We start from the raw sequence: 26,055 nt of genomic DNA, 5'->3' as shown, positions 1-26,055 counted from the left end.
TTTATTACTATAATAATGGTAAATTTTCCTATATCATAAACTTTGCAAATTGTATTGTAGTAATGCAAAATTTTTAGTTACTAGGATTGGATTATGAATGAAACAGTCAGTCAGTCAGTCAGTCAGTCAGTCAGTCAGTCAGTCAGTCAGTCAGTCAGTCAGTCAGTCAGTCAGTCAGTCAGTCAGTCAGTCAGTCAGTCAGTCAGTCAGTCAGTCAGTCAGATGATATTCTAATGCGAATCATAATATTAACACTAGGCATTTTCATTACTTTTTTTAGTTGCAATACATTCACATTTGCAAAGGCTTCTTCTCAAGCTTTAAATAGTCCAACTAATAACAATAGACCGCTTGCAAAAATTGCAGACATCAAGATCATTTCACAAAATATGCAACGTGAAAATGAGGGGAACCTATCTTTTTCAACCACTTATTTAATTCAGAATCAATCAAATAAACCAATTCAACAAATTGATTGGTATGCGGTATATATTTTCAACAATCGTATTATTGATACACGATTTATTGAATTAAAATTTAATCAATTTAATATCTTACAACCAGCACAAAAGTATTACTTATCGACGCTTTTACCTGAAACAGAAATGAATAAGCTCAGCAAAAAACTTTTTACCAACAATGCCTCTAACATTAAAGTTAAATTGATCGTTAAGCTTATTCAATTTGATGATGGTAGTATCATTTCTAAATAGACCTAAAATAGCCAGATTGGTGAAAATCCTGATAATCCCGTCCCTACCAATAATAGCCAATAATTCATCTTCGTCTTTTTAAAAATTGAATATCCCCAAATGACTAATAAAAATAGATGAGTAATAAAATAACAAGAAATGTTAAATGGCTTCCACGATAAAATTTGTTGATCTAAATACAATATTGAAAGACTCACCAGCACAAAAACACTGCTAGCCACTAATGCTATTAAAGTAAAATAAGGCAATAAATCGATTAATCTATCTAAGCGATTGCGAGAAACTAATAATCCCCAATAAGCCAAGCCAATACAAAATACAAGCTGTAACAAAGGATTAAAAGTTAAGCTTTCTGTCATTGGTAATAAAAATAAAGGAATCAATGCCAATAATAGCCCTATCCCTCCAGCAATCATTCCTAACCACAAAATGCCTCGCCTTAATTGCTCTTCTTTTGGTTGACGCCAAGTTGTTAACGTTAATATTGCACCACAAGCATATGCTAAACGAATTGGTAAATAAACTTTCACCTGAAAACAAGTCAGTAATAGCCACCCTCCCCAAAAAATAAGAAAATAAAGATTCCAATAGCTCAATCGACTACGCTGTCCGTTACAAATTTCACCACATAAAAAAATAATCTGACAAATCAACTGAGCTGAAAGTACTGCTATTGTTAGATGTGAAATAATCGACTGACCAAATGGTTTTGCCAATAATAAAATATATTCAGCTAAAAAAAGGAGTACGATTGGTAAAATAGAAAGGGCTATCACGTTTCTTTTTGATTGTTGATGATCAGACATAATCTCCTAGCCTTGATAAAAATTGTGATTTATGTCTCACATTATGGCATAATCAATAGGTTTTTTCTTTAAATTTCATTTTTCGTAGGAGGAAATATGCGTTTATTACATACAATGTTACGTGTCGGTGATCTTGAACGCTCTATTAAATTCTATACAGAAATCTTAGGTATGCGTGTTTTACGTCGCAGCGAAAATCCTGAATATAAATATTCATTGGCATTTGTTGGTTATGATGATGAGGATAAAACCGCTGTTATTGAGCTTACTTATAACTGGGGTGTATCTGAATATGATTTAGGATCTGCATTTGGACATCTTGCTATTGGTGTAGATGATATTTATGCAACCTGTGATGCAGTAAAAGCGGCTGGTGGTAAAGTTACTCGTGAACCAGGACCAGTAAAAGGTGGAACGACAGTGATTGCTTTTATTGAAGATCCTGATGGCTATAAAATTGAATTTATTGAAAATAAAAGCGCAAAAGCAGGTTTAGGACAATAAACCTTAATCTCTGTATAGATCTCACTCCTCATCACATTAATGAGGAGTGATTATTTTAACCTTTTTATCAGGAACTTGATGTGAATCAAACAACGGAACAATCATCTGAGCCAGTTAATTATCATCTTCTCAAACACCGTTTCCGAGGTTATTTCCCCGTTATTATTGATGTAGAAACATCTGGGCTTAATCACCAAACCGATGGTTTATTGGAACTTGCTGCAGTAACGGTAAAAATGAATGAGGAAGGAATTCTATTACCCGATGAGAAATGCCATTTTCATATTCAGTTATTTGAAGGGGCGAATATTGATCCTAACTCATTGAAAGTAAACGGCATTAATCCTAATGATCCTGAACGTCAAGCTGTTGACGAACTCACAGCTCTGACTGAGTTTTTCCAAATGGTACGTCGCGGGCAAAAAGCGGCAGAATGCAAACGTTCTATTTTAGTCGCGCATAACGCCATGTTTGATTATAACTTTCTCATGGCGGCGATTAATCGAAGTGGTATCAAACGAAATCCATTTCACCCATTTGCTACGTTTGATACCGCTACTTTAGCAGGATTTATGTTTGGGCAAACTGTATTACGCACCGCTTGCGATACAGCAGGAATACCTTTCGAACCAAGTAAGGCACATTCTGCGTTATACGACACAGAAAAAACAGCGGAATTATTCTGTCTAATGGTAAATAAATTAAAACAAGCAAACCTTTTCCCACCTATACGATTAGATGAGAAAAATTGCTCGACAAATCTCTAATTTTTATAGATTATTTCACTTTTCGCATCACAACATTTATTTAAGGAACTTTACTATGTTATTTAGCAACGAAGTTGTTATCTCAATTCTCGTGTTGCTTGCGTTGAGTTTAATGCGCATCAACGTGGTGATTGCGCTAATTATTTCAGCGCTTACAGCTGGCTTAGTTGGCGGATTAGATCTTAATAAAACCGTTTCAGTATTCACTGATGGATTAGGTGGCGGTTCATCTGTTGCGATGAACTATGCTGTGTTAGGGGCTTTTGCTGTTGCGATTTCTAAATCAGGTATCACCGATTTATTAGCTTACAAAGTGATTTCACGTTTAGGGCACACTCCAAGCCATCGCACACTTGTCTGGTTTAAATATTTATTACTAGCTATCTTATTAGCATTTTCTATTTCTTCACAAAATTTATTACCTGTCCATATTGCCTTTATTCCGATTGTCGTTCCTCCTCTACTCAGTATCCTGAATAAATTAAAAGTGGATCGTCGTGCAGTCGCTTGTGTACTCACTTTTGGTTTAACCGCAACTTACATGCTGTTACCTGTCGGTTTCGGTAAAATCTTTATTGAAAATGTCTTAGTTAAAAATATTAATGAGGCTGGTGCACAATTTGGTTTGCAAACGTCTACTGCTCAAGTTTCACTTGCTATGGTAATTCCTGTTATTGGTATGGTAATTGGTTTATTAACAGCAATATTTATCAGTTATCGTAAACCAAGAGAATATATTGTTCATTCAAGTGAACCCACTTCTGATGATTTACAACAACGCATCGCAACGATTAAACCATTTCATATTTGGATTAGTATTTTTGCAATTATCGCTGCCTTTACGCTACAACTTTTCACCAACTCAACGATTGTTGGTGGATTAGTTGGTTTAATTATCTTCGCTGTCGGCGGTATTTTTAAATTAAAAGAAAGCAATGATGTTTTCCAACAGGGTTTACGTTTAATGGCAATGATTGGTTTTGTAATGATTGCGGCTTCTGGTTTTGCCAAAGTGATTAATGAAACAGGTGGAGTAACTGAACTTGTTCAATCATTTAGTAATACCATCGGTCCAGACAATAAAGGTTTAGCCGTCTTTTTAATGTTATTAATTGGTTTATTTATCACAATGGGTATTGGTTCATCTTTCTCCACTGTGCCAATTATCGCCTCTATTTATGTACCAATTTGTATTAGCTTTGGCTTCTCTCCATTAGCTACCGCAGCAATTATTGGCGTTTCTGCGGCGTTAGGTGATGCAGGATCACCTGCTTCTGACTCAACATTAGGTCCAACATCTGGGTTAAATATAGATGGAAAACACGACCATATTTGGGATTCTGTTGTGCCAACATTTATCCATTACAATATTCCATTAATTATCTTTGGTTGGATTGCAGCAATGGTCTTGTAATCTTCTCTGAAGATAAAAAAATGGCTACCATTTCTGGTAGCCATTTTTTACTGCTTCAAACTAGGCGAAACCACGCTGATATTGGCGAGGAATATCATTCATTGGCGTACTATCACTCGCATTTTGCTCATATTGTGCATTTAATACCCAATAAGGATCTCGCAATAACCCTCTACCAACAGCAACTAAATCCGCATCACCACTACCAATTACAAAATCTGCTAAGGCAGGATCATCTAACATTCCAACAGCAATCACGGGTAAATTCGTTGCTTGTTTTACTTTGTGCGCTAAGTAAACTTGATAACCAGCAGCAAATTGTGGGTGTTTACCCTCAGCCAATGCACCATTACCACCACCGCTCACATGAATCATATCTACCCCAGCAGCAGCGAAGCGTTTCGCCACTTCAACACCATAATCACTATCAAATCCATTTGTAGAATATTCTTGTGCAGAGATACGGATAACTAACGGCATCTCTTCTGGCATTACGGCTTTAGCAGCATTGATAACTCGCTCACCAAATAACATTCTATCTTGCCCATATTCATCTTGCCGTTGATTAGATTTTGCTGAATAGAATTGATGGATTAAATAACCGTGAGCTCCATGTAATTCAATTAAATCAAAGCCTGCTTCCACCGCTCTTTTGACTGAGTCTTGGAATGCTTGGATAATCTCTTGAATTTCAGCTTTGCTTAATTCCCGTGGTGTTTTTAAATTTTGTCCAGGGTAATCCAAATCGCCATAATGGATCGCTGAAGGCGCAACGACATCATCACAATCCTGTGCTTTACGTCCAGCATGACCAATCTGAATACCAATTTTAGCACCTTGTGCATGAACGGCATCAACAATACGCTTAAACGCATCACGTTGTTGATCGTTCCATAACCCTAAGCAATGCGGCGTAATCCGTCCATTAGGTGCAACATTAGTCATTTCCACAATAATTAACCCTACGCCCCCAACAGCTCGTGATGTATAGTGTACAAAATGCCAATCGTTAGGTACGCCATCAACAGCGCTATATTGGCACATAGGTGGCATTACAATGCGATTACGTAATGTTAGATTTTTAATGGTGAATGGTTGAGTAAAATAACGAAACTTTGCCATTTAGGACTCCTTAAAAATAACCAATAAAATAGTAACGTCCGTTATTATACATTAAGAAATTAATATATTTCTCTTATTGATATGATTGTTATTGTATACCAAAGTCTTGATAGGATAGGGTGCGATTGAGAAAAACAGGCATTCAGAAATAAAGTGAGTAATATGTAACTCGCAATGACATAGTGAAGACAATCCTTAATCTAACTCATTCCATACCTCGCCCAAGGTGAGAAAATCTTGTTGCAGCATTGGGCGGATTTTTCCATTATGCATCGCTGCCGCTGGGTGGTACATTGGCAATAATAAAAATGAATTATCTCCTCTGGTTAAAGAAAATACTTGCCCGTGTATTTCGCTAATTTTGAGATCGGGTAAAAACACCGATAACGCAATTCTTCCAAAAGGAACGATAATTTTAGGTTTTACCAAGGCGATTTCTGCCTGCAACAACTCACAGAATGCCGCAATTTCATATTTATTAGGCTCTCGCTGTTCAGGACGAAATTTAACTACATTGGTTAAATAAATATTTTCCCTCACTAAGCCAATCGAGTTCAGCATTTGATCAAAGAATTTGCCACTTGTTCCCGCAAAAGGTCCTTTTTCTCGCTCATCTTTGCCTGGCGCATCACCAATAAACAGGATTTCTGCTTGTTGGTTGCCCCAGCCAGACGTCAGTTGCTGTTGTGGAAATTGTTGCTGTAGCGCTGCTTGTAACGCTTGAATGCTTAACTCGATTGTCATGATTTTACTGTTCTTCAGCTAACCACTGCGCCACTTGCTTAGCAAAATAAGTCAAAATACCATCTGCACCAGCACGTTTAAAGCAGAGTAACCCCTCAATAATACATTCTTTTTCTTTCAACCAACCATTTTGAATTGCAGCCATCTGCATCGCATATTCACCCGATACTTGATACGCAAACGTTGGTACACCGAAATGTTGTTTCACTCGCCACACCACATCTAAATATGGCATACCTGGTTTTACCATCACCATATCTGCCCCCTCTTGCAGATCTAAGCCTACTTCTTGTAACCCTTCATCGCTATTTGCAGGATCAAGCTGATAAGTAAATTTATTTCCTCCTTTAAGATTTGCAGAAGAACCAACTGCATCACGGAAAGGACCATAAAAACTAGACGCATATTTTGCTGAATACGCCATAATTAAGGTATTAATAAACCCTTTTGCTTCCAGTTCACGACGAATAGCACCAATACGCCCGTCCATCATGTCGCTTGGTGCGACCACGTCCGCGCCTGCTTGCGCATGGGAAAGTGCTTGTTTTACCAATACTTCCGTTGTAACGTCGTTTAAGACATAACCTGTTTCATCAATAATGCCATCTTGCCCATGAGTCGTAAAAGGATCTAATGCGACATCTGTCATTACGCCTAATTCTGGATAAGCCTGTTTTAATGCGCGTACTGCTCGTTGCGCTAAACCTTGTGGATTATAAGCTTCCTCTGCCATTAATGATTTTTTCTCTTGTGGTACTACTGGGAATAAAGCAATCATTGGTACGCCATATTTCACTAATTCTCCCGCCTCAATTAGTAACTGATCAATGGTTAAGCGTTCTACACCCGGCATAGATGGCACCGCTTCACGTTGATTTTCGCCCTCAATTACAAATACAGGATAAATTAAATCATCTACACTCAATTTATTTTCTGCCATTAAACGGCGACTAAAGTCTTGTTTGCGCATTCTACGCATTCTGCGTACAGGAAATTCTGAAAAAATTTGTTGAGTCATAATTATCTTCCTTATTTTTACTTTCGTTATTTTCTTATAAGGTAGAAACCGCCAAAATATGGCGGTTTCCTCCTAAAATGATTGCAAAATAATGAATTTACTCTTCTTCTTTTGCTTGATAGAAGCGAGCAAATAACACGCCGACTTCAAATAAAAGATACATTGGTACAGCAAGCAATGTTTGAGAAAAAATATCTGGTGGGGTTAACAACATTCCAATAACAAATGCCCCAACTAAAATATAGGGACGTTTCTCTTTTAAACCAGAAACACTCACCACCCCACTCCAACATAATAAAATAATGGCAACAGGTACTTCAAAACAGATACCAAACGCTAAAAATAACGTTAATACAAAATCCAAATAACTACTAATATCTGTTGCAATCGCCACACTTTCAGGGGCAGTTTTGGTTAAAAATGAGAACACAAGTGGAAAAACCACATAATAGGCAAATGCCACCCCTACATAAAACAATAATGTACTGGAAACCAATAGCGGATAAATTAGACGTTTTTCATGCTTATATAACGCTGGCGCGATGAATGCCCAGACTTGATACAAAATATAAGGAACAGATAAAAAAATTGCCGTTATTGCGGTTAATTTTATTGGCGTAAAAAATGGTGCAACAATATTGGTTGCAATCATGGTCGAGTTATGCGGTAACTCCTTAATTAAAGGTTCTGAAACAATATGATAAATATCATTTGCAAAATAAACTAATGCGACAAACACAATCAACACACATACAAAACTTTTTAAAATGCGATTGCGTAATTCGACTAAATGGGTAATTAAGGGTTGGGATTCATCAACATTCGGCATAGACTTCCCTCATTGATAACGACAATTATGACTCTTTTTTCTCTTTATTGGTAATATTCGCTGGCTCAGCAATAGTCATTGGATCATAAGTAGCAAGATCATCATCATGCTGTTCTAGAATTAATTTTTCTTCATCAATTTCTGCTAATTCCGCCTGTTCATCAGGTAAAATATCTGTATTTGCTACCGCAGCAGATACTTCTGCAGAAGACGTATTAACAGATGATGTGAATTGATCAGCTGCTTGATGTGCGACTTGAGCTTGCTGCTCGAGCTGTTGCTGCATTTTCGCTGCCGAAGCTTTTAACTCTTCAACTGTTTTGCTCAACTCTGGTGAAAGTGTTGATAAATTGAGATGCTCAGCTTTTTTAATATTTTCTTGCAGCTCTTGTAATTTTAATTCTTGCGCGAGTTCTGTTTGCACATTATTTGCAAGATTGCGTAATGTACGAATCCAACTCACTACAGTACGAATAGCCACAGGTAAACGCTGTGGCCCTAATACAACTAAACCAATAGTAAAAATCAGAACAAGTTCCGAAAAACCTATATCAAACACAGCTATGCCTGCTCTTTCTCTTTGTTTTTAACTTCGCTTGTAGAATTGGTTTGTGATTCAAGAGATTTGTTAAATTCAGCATCTTTTTCGTCTTCATTCATGGCTTTTTTAAAGCCTTTGACAGATTCACCAAGATCTGAACCTAAGGTCTTTAATTTTTTTGTTCCGAAAAGTAAAACCACAATTAAAACAATAATTAATAATTGCCAAATACTAATTCCACCCATAATAACACCTCAATAAATAAAAATTTCATTAGCTTACACTACGACGCTGTAGCATAAAAATAGCCATCACTATTACATTATTTCAATAAGACACTTCTTACTAACATTACGCTTGCAAGAATTAAGGTACTTATGCTCAACCAACTTGGTAAAAAGTGATAACCAAATAATCCGCCAAAGAATAACAAACTCGCCACAAGAACACCATACACCCGTTGGGTATTTTTTTGTTGTTGGCGCTTAAACTCACGCCTAATTATCTGCAATTCACGCTTAATTTCTTTTTGTTCTAATAAGGCATGATGTAGCGTTTGTGGGAATGAAGCAAAATGTTCGCGTAAATACGGAATATGCGCTTGGAAATCACGATACATTTTCTTCACACTAATTTGCTCATTAAGCCAATTTTGCAAGAATGGCTTTGCTGTTTGCCATAAATCTAGTTGCGGATATAACTGGCGCCCTAGCCCCTCAATATATAACAATGTTTTTTGCAATAGCACTAATTGCGGTTGTACCTGCATTTGGAAGCGACGTGCTGTATTAAACAGATTCAATAGCACATGCCCAAAAGAAATTTCCGCTAATGGTTTTGAAAAGATAGGTTCACAAACCACCCGAAACGCCTGCTCAAACGCGTCCAAATCGGTATCTTCTGGTACCCACCCTGAATCAATATGCAGTTGCGCGACTCGTCGATAATCTCGATTAAAAAAGGCTAAAAAATTCTCTGCCAGATAACGTTTATCCTCGCTATTTAATGTCCCTACAATCCCACAATCAATACCAATATACTGCGGTGATTCTGGCTGCTCATAACTCACAAAAATATTACCTGGGTGCATATCTGCATGAAAGAAACTATCGCGAAATACCTGCGTAAAAAACACCTGTACGCCGCGTTCTGCCAACAGTTTCATATCTGTACCATTGGCTTCTAACGCAGCGATATCTGAAATAGGAATTCCATAAATCCGCTCCATTACAATCACATTTTTATGACAAAAATCAGGATACATTTCAGGAATATACAGCATAGGACTATCCGCGAAGTTTTGTCGTAACTGTATGGCATTTGACATTTCTTGTCGCAGATCTAACTCAGCCAACAACGTTTTTTCATACTCTTGCACTACCTCTACAGGACGCAAACGATAGCCCTCTCGTGTCAAGCGTGGTATCCATTTTGCAATGCGGTACATCAACGCAATATCCAATGCAATCACAGGTTGAATATCGGGACGTATAACTTTAAAAACGACTTCTTTCCCTGCTAAAGGCTGATCAGCATTAAAACGCCCTGTATGCACTTGTGCGATCGAGGCAGACGCAAGCGCATTTTCATCAAATTGTTCAAACCACTGTTCAATCTTCCCCCCAAATGCTTTCTCAATTTCTGCTCGTGCCAGCTCACCAGAAAAGGGCGTAACTTGATCTTGTAATAAGGCTAATTCGTCAGCAATCTCTGCTGGGAAAAGATCTCGTCGCGTCGACAGCATTTGTCCAAATTTAATCCAAACTGGACCTAACGTTTGAAAAGCCAAACGTAAACGCATTCCTAATGACTTTTCAGTATGTTCATTTTTAATCCAGAAAAGTAATTTACTCGCACAACGTAGCGGTCGGGTAAGGGCTATTTTAGGCAATGCTTCATCTAATCCGTATTGCAACATAACCTTGGCGATTTGATAAAAACGACAATAATGTTTTAACTTCATACTTTTCCTGTTAAATGATTAATCTTGTCCTCAAGCCGTTGTACATCTTGAGCCAAACTCTCAACTTGATCATAAAAATCTAACAAAGCCAATGAGGGCGCAATTACTTGCCACTCTTCGCTTAAACGTGCTCCCCAATGGTGTTCGGCGGTTTGACGTTGGCGCTTAAATTGCTGTTGTAATTGTTGGACACCACGATTTAAGATGTGTGCCACTACATCGCCAAAATATGGTGCTAACAGTTCTGCTGGATTTTTTTCTAATTGTTCCACCAATGCCACTGTATCTTGCAGCACCTGTAAATCGCCTTGAAACACAATTTGCTGGCGATTAATAAACTCGGCTAGTTGGCTTTTTTGTGGACGTTGCCACAATATATTTGCATCGGCAATGACCACACAATCAGCCTCTCCCTCATACTCGGTTAAAATATCTACATGTTGTTGAGAAAACAGAAGAAAGCCGTGCCCACCTTGCTGGAAAGAAAAAGACAATACTTTATTATTCAATTTACGCAAATAAGGTGCTATCCCCTCACTGCGTTGAATTAAATAATTAAGCCCTTGCTCCAACAAACCATTCGCTATTTGCGACAACATTAATTGCTGTTTAAGAGAAGAAACAGGCATAGAAATCCTTAAAACTTATAACCACGATGTAAGGCAACAATACCCGCGGTTAAATTAAAATATTGCGTTTGTTCAAACCCTGCATCAATCATCATCTGTTCCAACACAGATTGTTCTGGGTGCATACGAATTGATTCAGCCAAATAGCGATAACTATCCGCATCATTCACCACGACTTCACCTACTTTCGGCAAAATATTAAATGAATAAAAGTTATAAACTTTACTTAGTGGCTCAAGAATCGGTTTGGAAAATTCTAAGACTAATAAACGACCACCAGGTTTTAATACACGGTACATAGAACGCAGCGCTTTATCTTTATCCGTTACATTACGCAGACCAAAACTAATCACAATACAATCAAAAGTATTATCCGCAAATGGCAACATTTCTGCATTAGCTTGTACATACTCAACATTGCCAACCACGCCTAAGTTACGCAATTTTTCTCTGCCCACTTGCAACATGGAGTCATTAATATCCGCTAAAATAACTTGCCCTGTTTCACCAACAATCCGCGAAAATTTTGCAGTAAAATCACCTGTTCCACCTGCTAAATCAAGCACTTTTTGTCCTTTGCGTACCCCACTACAATCAATGGTAAATCGTTTCCAAACACGGTGAATCCCAAAAGATAACAAATCATTCATCAGATCATATTTCGCCGCCACTGAATGGAAAACATTGGCAACTAATTGTTGTTTTTCTGCTTTGGCGACTGTTTTAAATCCAAAATGGGTAACCTCCTCCCCCATTTCAGTATGTTTTTGCTGTTGTTGTTCCATTCCTTATCCTTATTTTTTCTCTGGTATATTCGCTAATAATTGCGTTAATAATTGCCAATAAATGGCTACCGCTGGAATATGACAACGCTCATCAGGAGAATGTGCACCAAGAATAGTTGGTCCGATAGAAACCATTTGCATATGCGGATAAACCTTATTAATCAAGCCACACTCCAATCCTGCGTGAATCACTTTAATTACGCTTTCTTTACCAAGGATTTGATCATAAAGTGCTTTCGTTTGTTTCACGATAGCCGATTCAGCTTGTGGCTCCCAACCTGGGTAGCGTCCTGAGAATTTTACGTCTGCTCTCGCCAAGCGACACACCGAACGGACTAAACTCACCACCGCATCTTGTCCATGTTCATTTAAGGAGCGCGCTAATAAGGTTAATTTAATCTCCTGTTGCCGTGTTTCTAATACGCCTAAACTAATTGAACTCTCCACTACCTCTGGCAACGTATCACTATAACGTATTACACCATTTGGTAAGCCATTAATTAAATCCAATAAGGTTACTGTTTGTTCAAATGAAACACCTTGATTTGCCGTTACTGATGTGAGTTCTAACGTTAAATTCACTTCTGCTTGTGATAAAGCAACTTTTAACTCATCAGTTAACTTCGCTAATACCGTTTTAAATTGTTCACTCTCTGCACGATCAATAATCACCGTCGCAAATGCCTCACGTGGAATCGCATTTCGCACTGATCCACCTGCAATATCGGCTACCCGAAATCTGACTTGGGTAGCAGTTTGTTCTAATAACTGAGCTAATAATTTAATCGCATTACCACGATTGAGATGAATTTCTGCACCAGAATGTCCGCCCCTTAGCCCTGTTAATGCAATATGCCACGCCTCTTCATTGGCTGTAATGGCGTGCCAAGTAATTGGATAACGAATATCGACATCTTCACCACCTGCACAGCCAATATAAATTTCGCCTTCTTCTTCGGTATCGGTATTAATCATAATTTGACTCTGTAGCCAATTTGCCTGTAATCCTAATGCGCCAACCATTCCCGTTTCTTCACTTGCGGTCAACAACACCTCCAATGCAGGGTGGGCAATATCATCACTATCCAATACGGCTAAACAAGATGCCATGCCAATACCATTATCTGCGCCTAGTGTTGTCCCTTTGGCTTTGACCCAATCACCATCAATATAAGGCAAAATTGGATCCGTTAAAAAATTATGCGGTGTATTTTTATTCGTTTGTGGCACCATATCTAAATGCGCTTGCAATGCCACGGGTTGACGGTTTTCCATTCCTGCGGTTGCGGGTTTACGAATTAAAATATTACCAGTCTGATCTTGTTCCACCCAAAGCTGTTTTTGTTTTGCCCAATGAATAATAAAATCGGCGAGAGCTTGCTCATGATGAGATGGGTGAGGAATCGAACAGATAGTGGCAAACCATTGCCAGAGGAGTTTTGGCGATAATTCAGTAATTGACGGCATAAATTTTCCTTTTACATTAAAACTTTCTTACAAAATCAAAAGAAATTGCGTTAAATGATAGCATGAAAAACAATTTCAGGTTATCCTTACGCAATTTTATTTATCACTTCAAATCAAAAACATAAGGTATAGTTATTATGAGCGAAAAATATGTTGTTACTTGGGATATGTTTCATATGCACGCACGCAAACTTTCTGAACGTTTGCTTCCTGCATCACAATGGAAAGGTATTATTGCAGTAAGTCGTGGTGGTTTATTCCCAGCGGCAGTTATTGCTCGTGAGCTAGGTATTCGCTTAGTGGAAACTGTATGTATCGCAAGTTACGACCACGATCAACAAGGGGCATTAAAAGTGTTGCACCGTGCAGAGGGTGATGGTGAGGGCTTTATTGTCGTTGATGATTTAGTTGACACGGGTAATACTGCACGAGCTATCCGTGAAATGTATCCAAAAGCAAAATTTGTAACCGTGTTTGCTAAGCCAACTGGTGCACCATTAGTCGATGATTATATTGTTGATATTCCACAAAATACTTGGATTGAACAACCTTGGGATATGGGTATTACCTTTGTTCCACCTCTCTCTCGTAAATAATTTTAAGCTCAAAAATATTTGGAGTTGCTTATGTATTTGGCACAAATTAAAGCGGAATTAACCCAAGCTGCTGATGTTTTAGATAAGTTTTTATCTGATGATAAAAATATCCAACTTATTCAAGAAGCGGCTTTATTAATAGCAAATAGCTTTAAGCAAGGTGGAAAAGTCCTCAGTTGTGGTAATGGTGGTTCACATTGTGATGCGATGCACTTTGCAGAAGAGTTAACAGGGCGTTATCGGGAAAATCGCCCTGGCTATCCAGCAATCGCCATTTCTGACGTTAGCCACCTAAGTTGTGTCAGCAATGACTTCGGTTATGATTATGTTTTTTCGCGTTATGTCGAAGCAGTAGGTCAAAAAGGTGATGTTTTATTTGGCTTATCTACTTCAGGTAACTCTAAAAATGTCTTAAATGCGATTGATGCTGCCAAAGCAAAAGGTATGAAAGTTATTGCCCTCACAGGAAAAGATGGCGGTAAAATGGCAGGGTTAGCCGATGTTGAAATTCGTGTTCCACATTTTGGTTATGCTGACCGCATTCAAGAAATTCATATCAAAGTCATTCACATTCTAATGATGTTAATTGAATTTGAAATGGCAAAAATCAACGCTTAATACAACCACCTTTGTTTAGGGGAGTTTTCTCCCCTAATTTTTTGGAAAAACAATTCTTTAAGCTAAAAAAACTGAATGAAAAATTTTTCTTCTTTATTCCAATTAGCAACATTAAAACAGATTTGCATCATTATTATTGCGCTGATTGCTTTATATTTTTCCGCATTATTTATGTTAATGGGAAGTGGTAAAGAGATTGGCATACAAGATGTTTTACTTTTAGCATCATTAATTTTAATTTTTAATTCCTCTCGAATTACTTTTTATATCATCATTTTACCCATTGCGATTGCCTATACATTATATGCGCCTGTTGGTCTGATGTTTGGTGAACCTAATTACCAATATTTAGCTTCTGTTTTCGCTACTAATGTTGCAGAGGGCGCAGAGTTTTTGCAACAGATTCCACTAACATATTATGCTATGGCAGTCGCTATTCTTCCGTTATTGCTTATCTTTCGTTATCTTACTCAACGTTTTCAACTCAAGTTTTATCGGAATAAAACACTACTTTGTGTTATTTTTAGCTTTGCTTTGATTCACCAATCTCCATTTGCTTTTTTCTATACTTTTTTCGCAGCTGCCAACCAAGTAAAAGATGAATTAATCAAACTAAATCAATTTCAATTAGAAAGTGAATGGGGTACAGCTAAATTTTCTGGCAAATATCAAAATTATGTTTTAGTCATTGGTGAAAGTGTCAGACGAGATTATTTACATGCTTATGGCTATCCCATTCAAAATACCCCATTTATTGAAAACACTAATGGAATTATTGTTGATGGTTTAGCCTCTGCAGGAAGCAATACAATCTCATCATTACGCTTAATGCTGACCAAACCAGACACAAGTCGTTGGGCACCTAATTATTCATTAAGTTTAATAGACCTCATTAAAGCTGCGGGGTTAAAAACTTATTGGATTTCTAATCAAGGGTTCTTTGGTGAGTTTGATACCCCTATCACTGCGATTGCAGATTTAAATGATGAAACATATTTCATTACAAATAATGATTCTATCCTTAATACATCAAGTGATTTCCAATTACTCAAACCATTAAAACAAGTATTACAAGATAAAACAGATAAGCCAAAATTTATCGTTCTACATTTATATGGTTCACACCCAAAAGCTTGTGATCGGATTAAAGACTATAAAAATATTGCTCCAGTAAAAAACAAGAAGTATCAATATCTCAGTTGTTATGTTTCATCAATAAAAAAAACCGATGAGGTGTTAGCACAGATATATCAAGCTTTACAGCAACAATATCAAAAAGAACAACAACCATTCACTATGATTTATTTTGCTGATCATGGTTTAGCACATAAAACAATTAATGGTGAAATTCTCTTTTTTAACAATGCAGGTAGCCAATTACACCATAATGTTCCACTATTTATGACCGCATCAGATAGTCAACAACGCATAAAATGCAAAAGTTTTAAATCTGGCTTAAACTTTACTGACGCTATTGCTAATTGGATAGGAATTACTAACGAAAACATCTCACCTGAATTTAATCTCTTTAATTGTAAAGATGATCCTGATAGTTACGGGTTATCAGAACGCTTACCAAAAACTAAGCTTGACCCAGCGATTGATATTAGAGGGAAATAAATAGTATGCGAATACTTTTAGTTGAAGATGATCCAATGATTGCCAAGGCTCTATCAGAAAGCTTAAAAGAGGCAAGTTATGCCGTTGATTGGGTAGAAAATGGAGAAGTAGCACTGAGTGCTGTCAAAGCTCAACCCTATGATTTAGTATTACTAGATTTAGGGCTGCCAAAAAAAGATGGATTAGTTGTATTAGCTCAGCTCCGCCAACAACAGTATCGTTTTCCAATTATTATTCTGACAGCCAGAGATGACTTGCCAAGCCGTTTACAAGGGCTAGATGGTGGCGCAGATGATTACATCATTAAGCCATTCGATATGGCAGAGTTGTTGGCAAGAATCCGTGTTGCATTACGCAAGCAAAGTGAGCATTTCACCGCTGAACTCTGTTATGGTTCATTAAAACTGAATTTAAAAACCTATCAAGTTCATCATTTAGCAACAAATGATACTCACCAACTAACTAATAAAGAATTTGCGATTTTACAAGTGCTATTGCAACACCCAGGTGTGATTTACTCACGTAGTGATCTGGAAGATAAGATTTATGGTTGGGGTGAAGAAGTAGAAAGTAATGCGATAGATTTTTTGATCCATTCATTAAGAAAAAAATTAGGCAAAGAAGCGATTAAAAATATCCGAGGTGTTGGGTGGACTATTCCAAAATAAGCCGATTATTACGTAAATGGCGCTCATCTATTCAAGCAAAACTAACCTTTACATTAGTCATCGTTACTTTTATTACCGTTGTGATTACAGGAATCACAACAGCACATAATGCTTTTTATGCAGCCTATCAATTACAAGATGATTGGCTTATTCAAACGGCTCGTTTCGTTTCTTTACGAGGCACATTATCTGAACAGATACCATTAAATGACGATGATAATAAAATTTATGTGCAAACTTCATTAACACCAACACATAACAAATATTTTATTCCTTTTCTTAACCAAATGTACGAAGGGTTTTATACCATTCGGATTAATAAAAAAGAATTTCGTGTCTATATCCGTAAAATCAAAAATTTACGTATCGCCGTAATGCAAGAAACAGAATTTAGAACCAAAAAAGCGATTGAAGCCACTTGGGAAACGATGTTGCCATTCTTAGTATTTATTCCACTTGTTATTTTACTCAGTATTTTTGTTATCAATTTCACTTTTCTACCATTACGCAAATTATCGACTGCGATCAAACAACGTAGCGAAAATGATCTCAGTGTTATTCCACTGACCAATACGCCTTACGAAGTCCATAGCTTTATTCACGCTATAAACCATCTATTAAAACAAGTCGATAAATCAATGAAAGAGCAACAACAGTTTATCGCTAATGCAGCACATGAACTCCGTTCACCAATGACCGTTCTCTCTCTACAAGCGGAACGACTTGCTACTCATACTGTACCCGCAGAAACGAAAGAACAGATCGAACAACTAAGTATCGCAATTCAACGCAACCGCTATCTGCTTGATCAGCTCCTCTCTTTTGCTCGTTGTCAAGCTCATCACTCACAATCCGAGCGTAAACTCATTTCAATAAAAAATACCTTTAAACAAGTAATTGAAACATTGCTTCCTTTAGCAGAGCAAAAGCAGATCGACATCGGTGTGATTAGTGAAGAGGATTATATGCTTACTATCAGTGAAACCGATCTTTTTACCATAATCAAAATTTTGCTTGAAAATGCGATTTTATATACACCAGCAGGTAGTTTAGTCGATCTTGCCGTAACTAAAATAGAACAAAAGATTATTATTAGTGTCGAGGATAATGGCAACGGTATCCCAGCAGATGAATACAATAAAGTATTAAAACCGTTTTATCGCATTTTAGGCACCCAACAACAAGGAACTGGACTAGGTTTAGCCATTGCAAACACTCTCGCTCAACACTATCAAGCAACATTACAACTCAAACCAGCTCAACAGTATGAACATGGATTACGCGTTGAGATTACCTTTTCAGACAATACGCAAAATCATCTGTTGTCATAATAGAGTTTCAGATACTTACTACAACACACTAAGCATAACAAGATATTGTGCAATAGATTAAATAACAAAAAACCCTAATAACTAAAAGCTATCAGGGTTGAAAAGGCTATCTTATAATTCAATTAACCGCGATATTTCTTCCAAAGATGGATTAAGCGGCGATATTTTTCTGAAACAGCACTCACCAATGCTTGATCATCTAATTCATTCGCCAACCATTGTGCAGAAGGTTCACCAAAAATCGTTCTTCCTACCGCAAATCCTTTTACCATTGGTGCTAATGCAGCCTCTTTAAAGGTTTGATCAAATACACTTTCAGGTGCATCTAAACCTAAAATCAAGATACCACGACAATATGGATCATTTGCATTAATCACGGCGGTAAGTTGTTGCCAAGTAATAGATGTCATTCCTGGTAATTTCCACCAATCTGGTTTAATACCCAACTGATAGATATGGCGAACAATATCTAAATAATAAGTTTCATTTTGCTCCATATCTTTTGGCAAAATAACCTCTAACAATAGCTCATGTCCAGTTCGACAACACGCTTGATACACCTCTAATAATTTATGGTCTTGGCGTTGTTTAATGCTTTCATTGTCATTTGGGTGATAGAAAGTTAAACATTTTACAACGTGTTCTTTCGGCCATGAAATTAATTGACTACCTAAATCCCCATGTTCAAGCTCTAGTGGACGTGAACCTGGTTTTTCAATAGGACGACCAATCCACCATTTCTTCCCTGTAATCGCATTCAACGCATCTTGCCCATAGGTAGTATCGGCTAAAATACCTGCTTGACCTTGGTAAATGCCTTCTTCTTTTGCTGTCTGTTCCGCAGCTTGTAACAATAACTGTTTAAGTTTTGGAATCCGTTTAACATCAGCCCCACACTTCGCTGCCATATCTTCTAACTGCATACGATGATCAAAGGCAAAAATACAGAGATTTTCCCAAGACTGTTTACGTGTGGTAACACGGTGTAAATGATTCAACGTTTCATCTAAATCAGGACGAGGAACTGATTCGGCACGAGAGAGATAGTCATCTAGCTCAGCTTTAGTTGGCATCGCTGGTGCACAACCATGACGAGAAACGACTAATGCACCACAAGCATTCGCATAACGGCACGCTTGTTCCCAACCCTCACCGTTTACATAGCCACGCAATAAGCCAGACATAAAGGCATCACCAGCCCCTAAAACATTTAATACAGCAACACGCACGCCATAAACATTTAATCCGCCATCAAGATCATCAGGAATCACTCCCTCAAAGACCGAACACCCTAATGCACCTCGTTTACAGACTAATGTTGCTTGTGTGAATTTACGTACATTTTTTAATGCAGTTAAGGTATCGGTTGAACCGCCTGCGATATGGAATTCCTCTTCTGTACCAACCAATACATCAAAATGGTGCAGCACTTCTTGTAAAGACTTGGTTACTGCTGCTGAGTCGATATAGCGCGTTTCTCCATCACCTAATGAGGTTAATCCCCATAATACAGGACGATAATCAATATCTAATAAACGCTTAGTACCATTACGCCCTGCATATTCCAATGCTGTTAATACTGCATGGCGAGTTTTCGGGTGAGACAAGTGTGTACCTGTAATCGCTAGTGCTTTTGCAGAAGCAATATATTCTTCACTAAAATCCTCTGCAGTAATTGCCATATCCGCACAGTTATCACGATAGAAAATAAGTGGGAAAGTTTCTGTATCTTTAATACCTAAAATAACAAGCGCAGTTAAACGTTCTTTATCTGTAATCAAATGGCTAGTATCAACACCAACACTTTGTAATTCTTCACGCAAGAAACGTCCCATATGCTCATCACCAACTCGAGCTAACATAGAAGACTTCAAGCCTTGAATCGCTGTTCCATAAGCCACGTTACCAGATGAACCACCTAAATATTTAGAAAAACTACTCACATCTTCTAAACGTGATCCTATTTGTTGTGAATATAAATCCACAGCCACTCGTCCTAAACAAATGACATCTAATGTTTTAGACATTTCCTGCCTCCTAAATCAGTTGCAATTCACATTTAAAAAATAAAATATCTATCGATTTTAATTTTAGAATAAAAATTTCATTTTTCCACCTATTATGTTCTATTTTGCGATAAAGATCGCAAAATTTTTTCTTCTAGATTGCAAAAAGCGCTTTAACTTTATCAAATCGCTTACTTAAATGAACAATTAATCCTCACTTTTTAGCAAAAACTTTTAAAATAGTTGATCTACTTCTCAAAAATGAAATTTATATTTCATATTTCATTTTATTGGAAAAATTTTTGAGTAAAATAGATGTCAATTAAGCAGATTGATCCGATTTTTTAAGGAGAAAAGCAATGAAAACTCAACGTCTCACTGTTGCTCAAGCACTCGTCAAATTTCTTGATAACCAATATATTGAAGTTGACGGTAAAGTAACAAAATTCGTTAAAGGGGTCTTTGGTATTTTTGGTCATGGTAATGTACTTGGCTTAGGTCAGGCTTTAGAACAAGACTGTGGTGATTTAATTGTTCATCAAGGACGTAATGAACAGGGTATGGCGCATATCGCAACTGGCTTTGCCAAACAAAAGCTTAGAAAACAAATTTACGCATGTACGTCTTCCGTAGGTCCAGGTGCAGCAAATATGATCACTGCCGCCGCAACCGCAACAGCAAACCGTATTCCTCTGTTATTATTACCTGGCGATGTGTTTGCTACCCGCCAACCAGATCCTGTATTGCAACAAATTGAGCAACCTTATGATTTAAGCATTAGTACTAACGATGCGTTCCGTGCGGTAAGTAAATATTGGGATCGTGTAACTCGTCCTGAACAATTAATGAGTGCATGTATCAATGCAATGCGTGTTTTAACCGATCCAGCTGAAACAGGCGCCGTTACCATTGCATTACCACAAGATGTACAAGCGGAAGCTTATGATTATCCAGACTATTTCTTTGCCAAACGCATTCATCGAGTAGAAAGAACACCTGCTACCGAAGCGATGCTTACCCAAGCGGTTGAATTAATTAAAAGTAAGAAAAAACCATTAATTATTTGTGGTGGTGGCGTTCGTTATTCTGAAGCAGCCCAACAACTCAAAGCGTTTGCTGAAGCTTATCAGATTCCATTTGCCGAAACGCAAGCAGGAAAAAGCGCGATTGTGGCAGATCACCCATTAAATGTAGGTGGCGTAGGTGAAACTGGCTGTTTAGCAGCAAATTTACTTGCCAAAGAAGCAGATTTAGTAATTGGTATTGGTACACGTTATACTGATTTTACGACGTCCTCTAAATGGATTTTCCAAAATGAGGAAGTTAACTACCTCAATATCAATGTAGCTCGTTTTGACGCTTATAAACTTGATGGCGTACAAATGACTGCTGATGCAAAAGCTGCACTCCAACAGTTGCAACCGCTACTTGCTGGCTATCAAGCACAATGGGGTGAGCAAATTGCCGCAGCGAAACAACAAATGGCAGAAGAGTTACATCGCGTTGCACAGGTTACTTACGCCGAAAACTTTGTACCTGAAGTCAATGATGCGTTACCAAATCGCCACAAAATTTTTGCTGAATTTATTAAATTAACAGGTTCTTGCTTAACACAAAGCCGTGTACTTGGCATTTTAAATCAACAACTTGGTGAAAATGACATCATTGTGGCTGCTGCTGGTAGTTTACCAGGCGACTTACAACGTGTATGGCAAGCAAAAGGAGAAAACACTTATCATCTTGAATATGGTTACTCCTGTATGGGATATGAAGTTGCCGCCTCTTTAGGTGCAAAATTGGCAGAACCAACCAAAGAAGTTTACACCTTACTCGGCGATGGCTCTTACCTCATGTTACACACTGAATTAGTTACTGCCGTACAAGAACACAAAAAAATTAATGTTGTTCTCTTCGACAATATGACCAATGGCTGTATCAATAATTTACAAGTTGGACACGGCATGGACAGTTTCTGTACAGAATTTCGTTTCAGAAATCCAGAAACCAATAAACTAGACGCAGGCTTCATTCCAATTGATTTTGCTATGAATGCGGCAAGTTATGGTTGTAAAACATATACTGTACGCAATGAAGATGAATTACTCGCTGCGTTAGCTGATGCTAAAACACAAACCGTTCCAACCTTAATTGACGTAAAAGTTTTACCTAAAACGATGGTTCACGGTTATGGCAGTTGGTGGCACGTTGGGGTAGCAGAGGTTTCTAACAAAGAACGTATTCGTCAAGCCTATGCTCACTCACAAGTACGCATCAATGAAGCAAGACGTTATTAATATTTACTCATTTTCCTTTAGGAGATATTTATGAAATCTGAAAATGTAAAACTCGGTATTGCCCCTATCGGCTGGACTAATGATGATCTTCCAGAATTAGGGAGTGAAAATACATTTGAACAATGTGTAAGTGAAATGGCACTTGCTGGCTATCAAGGTTGTGAAGTAGGCAATAAATATCCACGTGATATTGCGGTATTAAAACATAAGCTTGATGTCCGTGGTATCCAAATTTGTAATGCGTGGTTTAGTACATTCTTTGTTGATGGTAAAAAAGAAGAAACCATTCAAGGGTTTATTCAACATCGTGATTTCTTACACGCAATGGGCGCAAAAGTTATCGGTTGTTCAGAGCAAAGCCGCAGTATTCAAGGGCAAGCAAAATCTATTTTCAAAGAAAAAACCGTTTTTACTGATGCAGAATGGCAACTACTTGCAGAAGGCTATAATGAATTAGCCAAATTAGCTGCTGAAAAAGGCATGAAAGTTTGCTTACATCACCATATGGGTACGGGTATTCAAACCCCAGCTGAAATTGATAAATATATGGAAATCACCAATGATGATGTTTATCTACTTTTTGACTCTGGTCATCTCTATTATTCTGAAGGTTGCCAACAAGCCATGTTAGCAGTACTGGAAAAATATGTTGACCGTATTGTTCATGTGCATTTAAAAGATGTACGTGATGAAGTGGTTGCAGAAGTAAAAGCAAACGACCTCAGTTTCTTAGAGGGGGTGAAAAAAGGAACCTTTACCGTACCTGGTGATGGCGTCATTGATTTCAAACCAATTTTTGACATTCTCGAAAAACACAATTACAAAGGCTGGATGGTCGTTGAAGCAGAACAAGATCCTGCATTAGCAAATCCATTTGAGTATGCAGTTAAAGGTCGCAAATATATTAAAGACGTAGCGGGAATTTAAGGAGTTTTAAAATGATTAAAGTAGGTATTATTGGTGCAGGTCGTATCGGTCGTGTACATTCAGAAAGTATCAGTAAATATGTGAAAGGAGCAGAAATTAAAGCTATTTCAGATATTAAAGTTACAGAAGAGCTACAAAGTTGGGCAGAGAGTATGGGGATCCCAAATGTTTACGATGATTATCGTAAAATTTTGCAAGATCCAGAAATTGACGCGGTATTAGTATGTTCTTCAACCAATACACACGCTCCAATTTCGATTGAAGCTGCACAAGCAGGCAAACATATCTTCTGTGAAAAGCCGATTGATCCAAATAAAGATAAGATCCGTGAAGTGCTTGATGTTGTTGCCAAAGCAGGTGTCAAATTCCAAGTTGGTTTTAACCGTCGTTTCGATCATAACTTTAAAGCCATTAGAGATCGTGTTGTGGCAGGCGATATTGGCGAACCACATTTAATCCGTGTTACCTCTCGTGATCCAGATGCCCCACCTATTGAATATGTCAAAGTATCTGGCGGTTTATTCTTTGATATGACGATTCACGATTTCGATATGATCCGTTATTTATCTGGTAGCGAAGTAGTAGAGGTCTATGCAGCGGGTGGCGTATTAGTGAACCCTGAAATTGGTAAAGCAGGCGATATTGATACGGCAGTGATTACCTTAAAACTCGCAAATGGCGCGATTGGTGTGATCGATAATAGCCGTAAAGCAGTTTATGGTTATGACCAACGTGCCGAAGTATTTGGTTCAAAAGGTGCGGTACAAACCCGTAACGATACTGATTCAACTGCCGTTTATTCTTGCGAGGCAGGCGTGATTGCAGAAAAACCAAAATATTTCTTCCTTGAGCGTTATATGCAATCATTTGCTGATGAAATTAAATGCTTCGTGGATTCAATCGTTAATGATAAACCAACACTAGTCAATGGCAACGATGGTTTACAACCAGTATTAATCGCTTTAGCGGCGAAAAAATCATTAGATGAAGGTCGTCCAGTTAAAATTAGTGAAGTCGCTTAATTAACTTTTGATACAATAAAAATCCCCGACTTTTCGGGGATTTTTTATTACGTTTTTATCCTTTCTTATCCTATTTTAAGGTGTATAAAACGTTGCCGATCCAGGTCCAAGAGGTAAACCTAAAACAAATACCCAGACAAAGAATAATAATGACCAAGAAACAAGGAATGCCACAGAATAAGGTAACATCATAGAGACCATCGTTCCCACGCCTGCATCTTTTTTATATTTAATGACCGTTGCCATAATTAAACCAAAATAACTCATCATTGGCGTAATAATATTGGTTACTGAGTCCCCAATACGATAAGCACCTTGTATTACTTCTGGTGCATAACCTGCTAACATTAACATTGGTACAAAAATTGGTGCTGTTACCGCCCATTGTGCAGAAGCTGACCCAATCATTAAATTAATAAAAGCACAAATTAAGATAAAACCAATAAATAATACGCCACCATGCAACCCTAAATCATTTAAGAATGTAGCGCCTTTTACAGCAATAATTTGTCCAATATTTGTCCAGCTAAAGAAAGCAATAAATTGAGAAGCAAAGAAAATAATAACTAAATACAACCCTAATGTACTCATTATTTCTGCCATTGCATTAATAACATCTTTATCATTACGGATTGTTTTTACAACAACGCCATATGCAATCCCTACAATAGAAAAAATAGCAAAAATAAAAACAACGATAGATTTAAGGAATGGCGATCCCGCAATTAAACCCGTTTTTGGATCACGTAAAATACCATTTTCAGGAATAACACTTAATGCTAATAATGCACCACAAATTAAAAATGCAATTCCCGCTATTTTTAGCCCTTTCTTCTCTAGAGGCGTCAATTCTGATGTTTGTTTACTCTCGGTTTCATTATCTGTTAGCGCACCTTGATATTGTCCTAATTGTGGTTCAACAATTTTCTCCGTAATGAGGTAACCTACAATAGAAATCACAACAGTACTCACTGCCATAAAGTACCAATTTGCTTCCGCGCCAACCGTATAAGAAGGATCTATAATTTGTGCAGCTTGCTGCGTAATACCAGCTAATAAAGGATCGATTGTCCCTAACAGTAAATTCGCAGAATAACCTCCTGACACACCTGCAAATGCGGCGGCTAGCCCTGCTAATGGGTGTCTGCCCAATGAATGAAAAATAATTGCCGCTAAAGGAATTAGCACTAAATACCCTAACTCCGCAGCCATATTAGACATAATTCCCGCAAAAACAATCGCTAGCGTGGTTAACTTCTTCGGCGCTTTTAATACTAATAAACGCATTGCCGCAGAAATTAATCCTGATTTTTCAGCAATACCGATCCCTAACATAGCGACTAATACCGTACCTAGTGGTGCAAAACTTGTAAAATTTTTAACTAAATTCGTCAAAATTTTAATTAAGCCTTCTTGATTTAATAAGCTTACAATATAAATAATGCCGTCTGGACTTCGACCTTTCGCCCCCTCAGGACGAGGGTCAATAACAGAAATCGACAAATATTCCCCAATGGCAGAAGCCACTAATAAAAATAGAATAAATATTACAAACAGTGTAACTGGGTGTGGCAGTGCATTGCCTAGCCACTCAACTGTACGTAAAAATTTGCTACCTTGTGAAGCTTCGCTTCTTTGTTTCATACTTTTTCCTCTGCTCATTGTTTAATC

The 26,055-nt window shown here is 37.6% G+C and carries 26 protein-coding genes; 13 read left to right on the top strand and 13 right to left on the bottom strand.

Annotated features, from left to right (window positions below):
• Positions 1-93: 93 nt before the first annotated feature.
• A complete protein-coding gene (locus ACFFHK_RS00215) occupies positions 94-234 on the top strand; it encodes a hypothetical protein (protein WP_382367544.1) in 141 nt (46 codons plus the stop codon).
• Positions 234-713, top strand: coding sequence for a hypothetical protein (locus tag ACFFHK_RS00210; protein WP_382367541.1), 480 nt, complete (start codon positions 234-236; stop codon positions 711-713). The genes ACFFHK_RS00215 and ACFFHK_RS00210 overlap by 1 nt, the downstream gene beginning before the upstream one ends.
• Positions 714-715: 2 nt before the next feature.
• Here the strand turns inward: ACFFHK_RS00210 and ACFFHK_RS00205 are convergent, their stop codons facing one another.
• A complete protein-coding gene (locus ACFFHK_RS00205) occupies positions 716-1,519 on the bottom strand; it encodes an HI_1241 family integral membrane domain (protein WP_382367538.1) in 804 nt (267 codons plus the stop codon).
• Between the two features lie 96 nt (positions 1,520-1,615).
• On the opposite strand from ACFFHK_RS00205, the gene gloA reads away from it, so the two are divergent.
• From gloA to ACFFHK_RS00190, 3 genes are all read left to right on the top strand, one after another.
• Positions 1,616-2,023 (top strand): lactoylglutathione lyase, encoded by a 408-nt coding sequence (gene gloA / locus ACFFHK_RS00200; protein ID WP_382367535.1) that lies wholly within the window; start codon positions 1,616-1,618, stop codon positions 2,021-2,023.
• Between the two features lie 80 nt (positions 2,024-2,103).
• A complete protein-coding gene (gene rnt, locus ACFFHK_RS00195; RefSeq protein WP_382367532.1) occupies positions 2,104-2,790 on the top strand; it encodes a ribonuclease T in 687 nt (228 codons plus the stop codon).
• 55 nt (positions 2,791-2,845) lie between these two features.
• Complete coding sequence (locus tag ACFFHK_RS00190; RefSeq protein ID WP_382367529.1) at positions 2,846-4,204, top strand: Na+/H+ antiporter family protein; 1,359 nt, start codon at positions 2,846-2,848, stop codon at positions 4,202-4,204.
• 60 nt (positions 4,205-4,264) lie between these two features.
• On the opposite strand, the gene ACFFHK_RS00185 is transcribed toward ACFFHK_RS00190, so the two are convergent.
• From ACFFHK_RS00185 to ACFFHK_RS00140, 10 genes are all read right to left on the bottom strand, one after another.
• Positions 4,265-5,326, bottom strand: a complete 1,062-nt coding sequence (locus ACFFHK_RS00185) for an NADH:flavin oxidoreductase/NADH oxidase (protein WP_382367526.1) — start codon at positions 5,324-5,326, stop codon at positions 4,265-4,267.
• Between the two features lie 195 nt (positions 5,327-5,521).
• Complete coding sequence (locus ACFFHK_RS00180; protein ID WP_382367523.1) at positions 5,522-6,070, bottom strand: uracil-DNA glycosylase; 549 nt, start codon at positions 6,068-6,070, stop codon at positions 5,522-5,524.
• A gap of 4 nt (positions 6,071-6,074) precedes the next feature.
• Positions 6,075-7,088: a porphobilinogen synthase gene (gene hemB / locus ACFFHK_RS00175; RefSeq protein ID WP_382367520.1), complete on the bottom strand. Its 1,014-nt coding sequence runs from the start codon at positions 7,086-7,088 to the stop codon at positions 6,075-6,077.
• A gap of 97 nt (positions 7,089-7,185) precedes the next feature.
• A complete protein-coding gene (gene tatC, locus ACFFHK_RS00170; RefSeq protein ID WP_382367517.1) occupies positions 7,186-7,917 on the bottom strand; it encodes a twin-arginine translocase subunit TatC in 732 nt (243 codons plus the stop codon).
• A gap of 25 nt (positions 7,918-7,942) precedes the next feature.
• Positions 7,943-8,476: a Sec-independent protein translocase protein TatB gene (gene tatB / locus ACFFHK_RS00165; RefSeq protein ID WP_382367514.1), complete on the bottom strand. Its 534-nt coding sequence runs from the start codon at positions 8,474-8,476 to the stop codon at positions 7,943-7,945.
• A 2-nt stretch (positions 8,477-8,478) separates the two neighbouring features.
• Positions 8,479-8,703, bottom strand: coding sequence for a Sec-independent protein translocase subunit TatA (tatA, locus tag ACFFHK_RS00160; RefSeq protein ID WP_382367511.1), 225 nt, complete (start codon positions 8,701-8,703; stop codon positions 8,479-8,481).
• A gap of 77 nt (positions 8,704-8,780) precedes the next feature.
• Complete coding sequence (gene ubiB, locus ACFFHK_RS00155) at positions 8,781-10,421, bottom strand: ubiquinone biosynthesis regulatory protein kinase UbiB (protein ID WP_382367508.1); 1,641 nt, start codon at positions 10,419-10,421, stop codon at positions 8,781-8,783.
• Entirely contained in the window at positions 10,418-11,050 is a 633-nt protein-coding gene (locus ACFFHK_RS00150) for a ubiquinone biosynthesis accessory factor UbiJ (protein ID WP_382367505.1), read from the bottom strand. Before ACFFHK_RS00150 ends, ubiB begins: the two co-directional genes overlap by 4 nt.
• Positions 11,051-11,058: 8 nt before the next feature.
• The gene (gene ubiE / locus ACFFHK_RS00145; protein WP_382367502.1) at positions 11,059-11,835 is read right to left on the bottom strand and encodes a bifunctional demethylmenaquinone methyltransferase/2-methoxy-6-polyprenyl-1,4-benzoquinol methylase UbiE; all 777 of its coding nucleotides are present in this window, start codon (positions 11,833-11,835) and stop codon (positions 11,059-11,061) included.
• 9 nt (positions 11,836-11,844) lie between these two features.
• Complete coding sequence (locus tag ACFFHK_RS00140; RefSeq protein ID WP_382367499.1) at positions 11,845-13,302, bottom strand: aminoacyl-histidine dipeptidase; 1,458 nt, start codon at positions 13,300-13,302, stop codon at positions 11,845-11,847.
• 137 nt (positions 13,303-13,439) lie between these two features.
• Here ACFFHK_RS00140 and gpt point away from each other — a divergent pair, with 137 nt between their 5' ends.
• The 5 genes from gpt to ACFFHK_RS00115 all read left to right on the top strand — a co-directional run bounded on the left by gpt (position 13,440) and on the right by ACFFHK_RS00115 (position 18,135).
• Positions 13,440-13,898: a xanthine phosphoribosyltransferase gene (gene gpt / locus ACFFHK_RS00135; protein ID WP_382367496.1), complete on the top strand. Its 459-nt coding sequence runs from the start codon at positions 13,440-13,442 to the stop codon at positions 13,896-13,898.
• Between the two features lie 30 nt (positions 13,899-13,928).
• Positions 13,929-14,516, top strand: coding sequence for a D-sedoheptulose 7-phosphate isomerase (gene lpcA, locus ACFFHK_RS00130; protein WP_382367493.1), 588 nt, complete (start codon positions 13,929-13,931; stop codon positions 14,514-14,516).
• Between the two features lie 75 nt (positions 14,517-14,591).
• Positions 14,592-16,136 carry a phosphoethanolamine transferase gene (locus tag ACFFHK_RS00125; protein ID WP_382367491.1) on the top strand — a complete coding sequence of 515 codons (1,545 nt, stop codon included), beginning with the start codon at positions 14,592-14,594 and terminating at the stop codon, positions 16,134-16,136.
• A gap of 5 nt (positions 16,137-16,141) precedes the next feature.
• Entirely contained in the window at positions 16,142-16,804 is a 663-nt protein-coding gene (locus tag ACFFHK_RS00120) for a response regulator transcription factor (protein WP_382367489.1), read from the top strand.
• Entirely contained in the window at positions 16,786-18,135 is a 1,350-nt protein-coding gene (locus tag ACFFHK_RS00115; RefSeq protein ID WP_382367486.1) for a sensor histidine kinase, read from the top strand. The genes ACFFHK_RS00120 and ACFFHK_RS00115 overlap by 19 nt, the downstream gene beginning before the upstream one ends.
• A gap of 122 nt (positions 18,136-18,257) precedes the next feature.
• Here the strand turns inward: ACFFHK_RS00115 and ACFFHK_RS00110 are convergent, their stop codons facing one another.
• A complete protein-coding gene (locus ACFFHK_RS00110) occupies positions 18,258-20,162 on the bottom strand; it encodes a bifunctional 5-dehydro-2-deoxygluconokinase/5-dehydro-2-deoxyphosphogluconate aldolase (protein WP_382367483.1) in 1,905 nt (634 codons plus the stop codon).
• 338 nt (positions 20,163-20,500) lie between these two features.
• Here ACFFHK_RS00110 and iolD point away from each other — a divergent pair, with 338 nt between their 5' ends.
• The 3 genes from iolD to iolG are packed head-to-tail and all read left to right on the top strand — an operon-like array spanning position 20,501 to position 24,384.
• Positions 20,501-22,435, top strand: coding sequence for a 3D-(3,5/4)-trihydroxycyclohexane-1,2-dione acylhydrolase (decyclizing) (gene iolD, locus ACFFHK_RS00105; RefSeq protein WP_382367480.1), 1,935 nt, complete (start codon positions 20,501-20,503; stop codon positions 22,433-22,435).
• 30 nt (positions 22,436-22,465) lie between these two features.
• Entirely contained in the window at positions 22,466-23,362 is an 897-nt protein-coding gene (iolE, locus tag ACFFHK_RS00100) for a myo-inosose-2 dehydratase (protein ID WP_382367477.1), read from the top strand.
• Between the two features lie 11 nt (positions 23,363-23,373).
• Positions 23,374-24,384, top strand: a complete 1,011-nt coding sequence (gene iolG, locus ACFFHK_RS00095; protein WP_382367474.1) for an inositol 2-dehydrogenase — start codon at positions 23,374-23,376, stop codon at positions 24,382-24,384.
• 75 nt (positions 24,385-24,459) lie between these two features.
• Here the strand turns inward: iolG and ACFFHK_RS00090 are convergent, their stop codons facing one another.
• Positions 24,460-26,028: an AbgT family transporter gene (locus tag ACFFHK_RS00090; protein ID WP_382367471.1), complete on the bottom strand. Its 1,569-nt coding sequence runs from the start codon at positions 26,026-26,028 to the stop codon at positions 24,460-24,462.
• Between the last annotated feature and the right edge of the window lie 27 nt (positions 26,029-26,055).

It is taken from the genome of Gallibacterium trehalosifermentans (assembly GCF_042433055.1).
GTDB classification, from domain to species: domain Bacteria; phylum Pseudomonadota; class Gammaproteobacteria; order Enterobacterales; family Pasteurellaceae; genus Gallibacterium; species Gallibacterium trehalosifermentans.
The sequence above is the reverse complement of the archived record's forward strand: the minus strand, read 5'-3'. Positions and strand labels throughout refer to the sequence as shown.